Annotated in this window: 8 protein-coding genes; 2 read left to right on the top strand and 6 right to left on the bottom strand. The window is 63.8% G+C overall.

The annotated features are described in order from the left end of the window. The coding region (locus DY926_RS03950) for a sensor histidine kinase (RefSeq protein ID WP_148707737.1) at positions 1 to 1,129 on the top strand (1,129 nt) is incomplete at its 5' end. Here DY926_RS03950 and pqqE read toward each other — a convergent pair. From pqqE to pqqA, 5 genes are read right to left on the bottom strand one after another with little or no spacing between them, the layout of a single operon-like run. Beyond that, a complete protein-coding gene (gene pqqE / locus DY926_RS03945; protein WP_116702172.1) occupies positions 1,110 to 2,216 on the bottom strand; it encodes a pyrroloquinoline quinone biosynthesis protein PqqE in 1,107 nt (368 codons plus the stop codon). The genes DY926_RS03950 and pqqE overlap by 20 nt on opposite strands. Next, positions 2,213 to 2,494 carry a pyrroloquinoline quinone biosynthesis peptide chaperone PqqD gene (gene pqqD / locus DY926_RS03940; RefSeq protein ID WP_116702171.1) on the bottom strand — a complete coding sequence of 94 codons (282 nt, stop codon included), beginning with the start codon at positions 2,492 to 2,494 and terminating at the stop codon, positions 2,213 to 2,215. Before pqqD ends, pqqE begins: the two co-directional genes overlap by 4 nt. Beyond that, complete coding sequence (gene pqqC, locus DY926_RS03935) at positions 2,491 to 3,228, bottom strand: pyrroloquinoline-quinone synthase PqqC (protein WP_116702170.1); 738 nt, start codon at positions 3,226 to 3,228, stop codon at positions 2,491 to 2,493. The genes pqqD and pqqC overlap by 4 nt, the downstream gene beginning before the upstream one ends. Continuing rightward, on the bottom strand, positions 3,225 to 4,148 hold the full coding sequence (gene pqqB, locus DY926_RS03930; RefSeq protein ID WP_116702169.1) for a pyrroloquinoline quinone biosynthesis protein PqqB: 924 nt from the start codon (positions 4,146 to 4,148) through the stop codon (positions 3,225 to 3,227). Before pqqB ends, pqqC begins: the two co-directional genes overlap by 4 nt. Positions 4,149 to 4,203: 55 nt before the next feature. Then, a complete protein-coding gene (pqqA, locus tag DY926_RS03925; RefSeq protein WP_010508617.1) occupies positions 4,204 to 4,284 on the bottom strand; it encodes a pyrroloquinoline quinone precursor peptide PqqA in 81 nt (26 codons plus the stop codon). 337 nt (positions 4,285 to 4,621) lie between these two features. Between pqqA and DY926_RS03920 the strand changes: the two genes are divergently transcribed. Then, positions 4,622 to 5,884 carry an AI-2E family transporter gene (locus tag DY926_RS03920; protein ID WP_241503047.1) on the top strand — a complete coding sequence of 421 codons (1,263 nt, stop codon included), beginning with the start codon at positions 4,622 to 4,624 and terminating at the stop codon, positions 5,882 to 5,884. Here the strand turns inward: DY926_RS03920 and DY926_RS03915 are convergent. Beyond that, entirely contained in the window at positions 5,881 to 6,648 is a 768-nt protein-coding gene (locus DY926_RS03915) for a Crp/Fnr family transcriptional regulator (RefSeq protein ID WP_116702168.1), read from the bottom strand. The genes DY926_RS03920 and DY926_RS03915 overlap by 4 nt on opposite strands. Positions 6,649 to 6,836: the final 188 nt, after the last annotated feature.

Here is a 6,836-nt window from a genome sequence, read left to right as displayed (position 1 = left end):
GCGGGTCATGGAAATTCCGCCCTATATCCGCCGCAACGCCCACCATCACCTGATGGTCACGGTGGCGGAACCCGTCATGCATGACGGGCGGACCACAGTGGGAATCATCCAGCTCACGCGCGAGGCACGGGATGTTGACCGCTCGCTGTTCGCGGTGCGCTCTTCCATCCTGTCGCTGTTCCTCATGGCGCTGGCACTGACCATCCTGCTGTCATGGTACCTGTCGCTGACCATTGCGCGGCCGCTGCTGCGGCTGGCGGCCTCGGCCCATACCATGCGTGAATCCGCCGACCGGACGGACATGGTGCCCGAACGCCTGCTGGCGCGCCGTGACGAGATTGGTGAAGTCGCCCGCGCGCTGCAGGACAGCGCCAGCGCCCTGTGGGCGCGCATGGACGCGATCGAACGCTTTGCTGCCGATGTCAGCCATGAAATCAAGAACCCACTCTCATCCATCCGTTCGGCCATTGAAAGCCTGCTGCGCATTGATGACCCCGAACGCCAACAGCGCCTGCTGTCCATCATCAATGCCGATGTATGCCGACTCGACCGGCTGATTACCGATATTTCCGACGCCAGCCGTGTGGATGCGGAACTGTCACGCACGCGGGCCGAGCCGGTGGCCATCGTGCCCCTGCTATCGGTACTGGCGGAGATCCATCAGGCCACGCGCAGGCCCGGCCAGCCGATCATGGTGGTGGCCAGCAGCGGGGACAGCCCGGAACGGCGGCTGGCCGTCATGGCGGTGGAGGACCGGCTGGTGCAGGTGCTGCGCAACCTGATCGGGAACGCCATCTCGTTTTCCCCGCCGGATGGCCAGATCCTGCTGACCGCCGTGCCCGCGGGCGGCATGGTGGAGATCGCGGTCAATGACGAAGGCCCCGGCATCCCGCAGGCCAAGCTCGACAACATATTCGACCGTTTTTATTCGGAACGGCCTAGCAGCGAGAATTTCGGCCAGCATTCCGGGCTTGGCCTGTCCATAAGCCGGCAGATCATCGAGGCCCTGCGCGGCACCATCAGTGCTGAAAACCGCATGGACGCCAGCGGGCGGGTGCTGGGCGCGCGCTTCGTGATCTGCCTGCCGCGTGTGGAAATCAGGCCGGAGGTCAGCCGACCTCATCCATAGCCCGGGCATAGCGCCGGTAACGGAAGGGCGGAGGTTCGGCAGGCAGGGAACTGATGGCCTCCACCACCTTGTCATGGTCGGGCGCCAGGGCGCAGACCGGATCGGTCACGGCCGCGTTCCCCGCCAGCGCAAGCGCCTGACAGCGGCAGCCGCCCCAGTCCTTTTCACGCTCGTCACAGCTCCGGCACGGCTCGGGCATCCAGTCCGTGCCACGGAACATGTTGAACAGCGGCGAATCACGCCAGATATCCGCCAGCATCCCCTCACGCACATTGGGGAAGGCCACATTGGGGATCGTTTCCGCCGCATGGCACGGCAGCACGCGGCCCGAGGGCGTGATGTTGATGAACCGCCGCCCCCAGCCGCCCATGCAGGGCTTGGGCCGGTCGGCGTAATAATCGGGGGTCACGTAGTCTATGGTGAGCGTGCCCGCGTATTTCTCCCGCGCGGCGTCCACCGCCCGCGTTGTCATTTCAAGCTGTTCGGCCGTGGGCATGAGAGCCGCACGGTTGACCAGACCCCAGCCATAGTACTGCGTATGCGCGATCTCGACACGGCGCGCACCCATGGCGACTGCGGCTTCCAGCATCTGGGGCACGCGTTCGGCATTTTCGCGGTAGATGACGAAATTGAGTGTCAGCGGCATGCCTTCGCACACCACCAGCCGCGCGGCTTCCAGCTTGCGGGCCTGCGCACCCTTCATGCCGCCTACATGCTCGGCATTGGCCGTGTCGATGTCCTGAAAGGAGAGCTGGACATGATCCAGCCCGGCTTCCACCAGCACGGGAAAGGTCGTGGCGTTGAGCAGCACGCCGGATGTAATGAGGTTGGTATAAAGCCCAAGTCCCACCGCATGCCGGACCAGAGCGGGCAGGTCGGGGCGGCTCATCGGCTCCCCGCCGGAGAAATGGACCTGAAGCACCCCCATTTCCGCCGCCTGGTCCAGCACGCTGATCCACTCATCCGTGGCGAGTTCGGTGGCCCGCGGTTCCAGCGCCAGCGGGTTGGAACAGTACGGGCACTGCAACGGGCAGCGATGCGTCAGTTCCGCCAGAAGGCTCATGGGAGGAAGAACGGTGTCTGTCATGCCGTCAGTACCTGCCTGGTAATGAGGTCGGTGACCATGACATGGACATCGCGCCCGATCACGTCAACGGGGGCCGTGAACCGGCCGGCCAGTTCGGTTACGATCTGGCCAAGCGTGCGGCTGCCATCAACCAGCTTCAGCACTTCCGTCGCGACGGGATCGGGAATGAAGGCACGCTCGGGCGCCTGGATGATCCAGCGGTCACGCACGCGGTCATGCTGGAGCCGCACCCCGCGCGCGAAACGGATGACGCTGTTATCTGCCAGGCTGGCGGTCATGCCGCATCCGGGCGGAAGGCACCGGGGGGAATGCGGCCCGGCGTGACATAAGCGTATTCCAGCTCATCCAGCATGGCCCACAGCACGCCACACTTGAAGTTGAGGGCGTCCAGCACCGCCTTCTGCTGTTCGGGAGTGCGAGCATGTTCCTTCACATAGGCCAGCGCGAAATCGGAATCACGCGGGGCCTGTGTCAAACGCGGGTGGAAATAGGCCAGCGTTTCGGACGTAATGAAGTCATAGTGCTGGAGCATCCCCGCCACGCGCTCGCTTATGATGGTGGGCGAGAACAGTTCGGTCAGGGAGGAGGCGATACCTTCCAGAATGGAGCGGTCACGCACGAACGCCACATAGGCATCCACCGCGAAGCGGGTCGCGGGCAGCAGCCCTTCGAGGGACTCGACATAACCACGGTCCAGCCCCAGCCCGTCGGTCAGCCTGAGCCAGCGCTCGACACCGCCGGTGCCCGGTGCATCACCATCATGGTCCACAATGCGGCGGCGCCATTCGCGGCGCAGTTCCACCGTGGGCAGGCGGGCCAGCAGGGTGGCGTCCTTGGCCGGGATGCTGGCCTGGTAATAATAGCGGTTCAGCGCCCAGGCCTGTACCTGCGCACGGTTCAGTCGGCCATCATGCAGGGCGCGGTGAAAGGGGTGCAGGTTATGATAGCGTTCCGCCCCGATGGCGCGCAGCGCGGCCTCAAGTTCATCGGGGGAAAGCAGGTGTCCACTCATAGGGTAATCCTCATCCCGTCATGGGAGACTTCCCACCCTGCGGCCTCGACCTGGGCGCGTTCGGGGGAATCCGCCAGAAGGACAGGGTTGGAGTTGTTGATATGTATGAAAATCCTGCGCCCGATATCCAGATCACGCAGGGCGGCGACGGTGCCGTCCATGCCGTCAATGGACATGTGGCCCATGCGGCGGCCGGTCTTCTGCCCCAGCCCGGCGCGGACCATTTCATCATCGACCCACAGCGTGCCGTCAAAGAACACGGCATCCGCCCCGCGCAGGCGCACGCGCAGGTTGTCGGTCATGCGCGCACAGCCGGGAATGAAACAGACCCGGTGGCGGCCATCGGATATTTCGAGTCCCACCGTCTCCCCGTTTTCACAGATGGCGGCGGGGTCCGGCCCGGACTCGGCATAAAGCGGCACCTTGCCCGGCACCACGAAGGGCACGATGGTCAGGCCCGCGGGTGAACCATCCGTCAGCCTGAGGGTAAACGGCTCGTCGGGCACGATGGCCGTGCGGGGCACGATCTCGCGGTTCAGGGCTTCAAATATGGGGTTGGCGTCCAGCACGGACAGCACTTCGGCCGTGGCCAGCAGGGTAAAGGGCTGGCTTTCACGCAGGGTGAACAGGCCGGTAATACCGTCGATCTCCCCGCCCGTCAGGATGACACCGGCAATAGGGGTCGAGCGCAGCCCTTCCCGCGGGTGCAGGGCAGGGGTCTGGTTGATCTGGGTGCGCAGGTCGGGGGAGGCGTTGACCACGAACCAATGCTTTCCGTCGCCACTAATGGCGATGGAAGCCTGTGTGCGGGGCGGGGCTGCTGGATCGCCGGCCCTGGCCCGCCTGCAACCGGGAGCGTTCGAGTTCCACTGGGGGAACCCGCCGCCCGCTGCCGCGCCGAGAACGATAATGTCGATCATGGACGCAGGTTGTAAAAGAAAATTGCCGCCTGTGCGAGACAGGCGGCAATTTTTCTTACTTCTTTTCGCCGCAGACGTAGCTGTTGATTTCGGCGCCCAGCGGGACTTCAACGATCTTGGGGGTGTTCCAGGCCATGGGATTCTCCATTGATTGCGATGCCAGAAGGCAGCAGCCTTCCCGATACGGTATTTGACCCCTGTCCAATACCGCTTTCAACCCTTGTGCCCCGCCAGATGCCGCCTAAACATTCACGTTCCCGTGTGCGAAACGATCCCCTGCACTCCCTGCGTAGCGGGGATGTGCCAAAATCCTTGGTCCTGCCTGCCATATACGCCCATAAGAGCGGATCGGTACGATATGCAGGGGAAAGTTTCGGAAGTTCTGCTGACTGGGTGAACGTGGCCCCGGCCACCACCGGCACAGGACATGATCCGGCTGTTGGCCCACGCCCGTACAAGCCAGGACCTGAGTGATGCCACCCGAGATCGAGCCTGCCCCGCCAACCTACGAAGAAATACAGCAGGAGCGCGCCATCGAGGTCATGCGTCACAGCCGCATGGACACGCGCACCGCCTGCCTGCTGCTGCTTAGTGTGCTGGCCGTTTTCTATACGCTGTATTTCGCATCCGCCATCATCCTGCCCATGATCCTGGCGCTGGTGGTCAACCTGCTGCTGTCCACCCCCATGCGCTTCCTGCACACCCGGCTGCACATGCCCAAGCCGCTGGCGGCGCTGTGCCTGATCCTGTGTGTCTTCGGCATTGCGGGGGCGGTGGGCACCGCCATTTCCGTGCCCGCCACCGGCTGGCTGGAACGCGCGCCCGATGCGCTCAACACCCTGCGCGACCGGCTGGCCTTCCTGCGCGGGCCGTTCCAGCTCCTGACCAGCGCGTCCGACCGCATCCGAAATTTCATGACCATTGCAGGCGGGCGGCTGGACCACGCCACCCCGGCGATGGAGACGACGGGGGAGCATGTGATCGTCGTCACCTCCCCCGGTGGCGGGGGGCTGGACCGGTTCAGCTCGTCCATCCTGCTGGGCACGCAGGCATTCATGGGCCAGTTCTTCACCATGATCCTGATGCTGTTCTTCCTGCTCGCGCAGGGGGACAGCCTGCTGCGGCGGTTTGTCGAGATCATGCCCACCTTTGCCGACAAGCGGCGCACGGTGCAGATCGCCTACCAGATCGAGCGTAATGTTTCGCTCTACCTGGCCACCATCACCATCATCAACAGCCTGGTCGGGCTGGTGAACATGGCGCAGTGCTGGCTGCTGGGCCTGCCCAACGCGCTGCTGTGGGGTGTGCTGGCGTTCCTGCTCAACTACATTCCCATCATCGGCCCCATGATGGGCATCATCATCTATTTTCTGGTGGGGCTGTTCGTCTATCCATCCGTCTGGCAGGCGCTCCTGCCGCCCGCCATCTACCTGTGCATCCACCTGACGGAAGGCGAGACCATAACCCCCATGGTGCTGGCGCGCCGGTTCACGCTCAACCCGGTGCTGGTCATGGCCTCGCTCATGTTCTGGGACTGGCTGTGGGGGATTTTCGGGGCTTTCCTGTCGGTCCCGCTGCTCGCGGTCTTCAAGATCATCTGTGACCATGTGGAGTTCCTGACCCCCATCGGCCACATCGTCGGCGGCCCGACACGCACGACCACACCGCAGAACCCGCTTTTCACGGAAGATGACGCCCCGTCCACCCCGGACAGGAACGACCCGGACCCGGACTAGCTGTTTCCCGCCGCCAGTGTATCGAGCCTGCCTGCGGCACGGATGGTGATGGCGTAGCCCTTGCCGACGTCAATCATGCCCTGGCTGCGCATCCAGCTCAGCGTGCGGCTGACGGTCTCGATGGTCAGGCCAAGGTAGTCGGCAATGTCGCCGCGCGTCATGGGCAGGTGAAGACTGCCGCGCTGCCCGTTCTGGTCCAGCGGCATGCCCGCACGCATCTGGTCCAGCAGGAAACTCGCCACCCGCTCGCGCGCCGTCTTGCGGCCCAGCAGCAGCATCTGGTTCTGCGCCGCCACCAGTTCGTTGGAGGCTTCTTCCAGCAGGCGACGCTCAAGGCGGGGGAAATCGTCCAGAAGTTCGGCCATCTTCTCACGCGAGAAGCGGCACGCACGCACCGTATCGACCGCTTCCGCGCCGAAGGCGTAACTGTCCGACACCGCAAGGCCCAGGAAATGCCCCGGCGCCGCAAAGCCGGTAATCTGGCGCCGCCCGTCCGGCAGGGCCTTGAACAGCTTGGCGGTGCCGGAGGTTATGTTGAAAAAATCGGTGGCGGGGGCGCCTTCCTCGATAAAGCCACGGCCGGGGGGAATGATGGTTTCCACCGCCGCTTCCGCCAGGCGGGCCATATCGGCCTGCGCGATCACGTTGCAGACGCTGGTTGGCCGTACGGCGCAGGTGGCGCAGAAATCAGCCTGCACGCCGGATGACCCGATCACGATACGCCGTGGCCGCGACTCGAACTGACACGAAGGCATATCCGACATAGGTTGTTCCCAATTACTTTCAGGGACCGACATGCCTGTAACGGATGGGGTCGGCAGGTGCGGGCCGCCTGAAAACACAGCAAATCATTCGCAAACGGAACCGAGTATGTCCGATGGATTGATGTAAATCAATGCGTTGCGCCATAGATCATTCGGTAAATACCGTAAGCATCATAAGAGAAGTTTCT

The sequence above is a fragment of the Komagataeibacter melaceti genome, from assembly GCF_003403295.1.
GTDB classification, from domain to species: Bacteria; Pseudomonadota; Alphaproteobacteria; order Acetobacterales; family Acetobacteraceae; genus Komagataeibacter; species Komagataeibacter melaceti.
The sequence above is the reverse complement of the archived record's forward strand: the minus strand, read 5'-3'. Positions and strand labels throughout refer to the sequence as shown.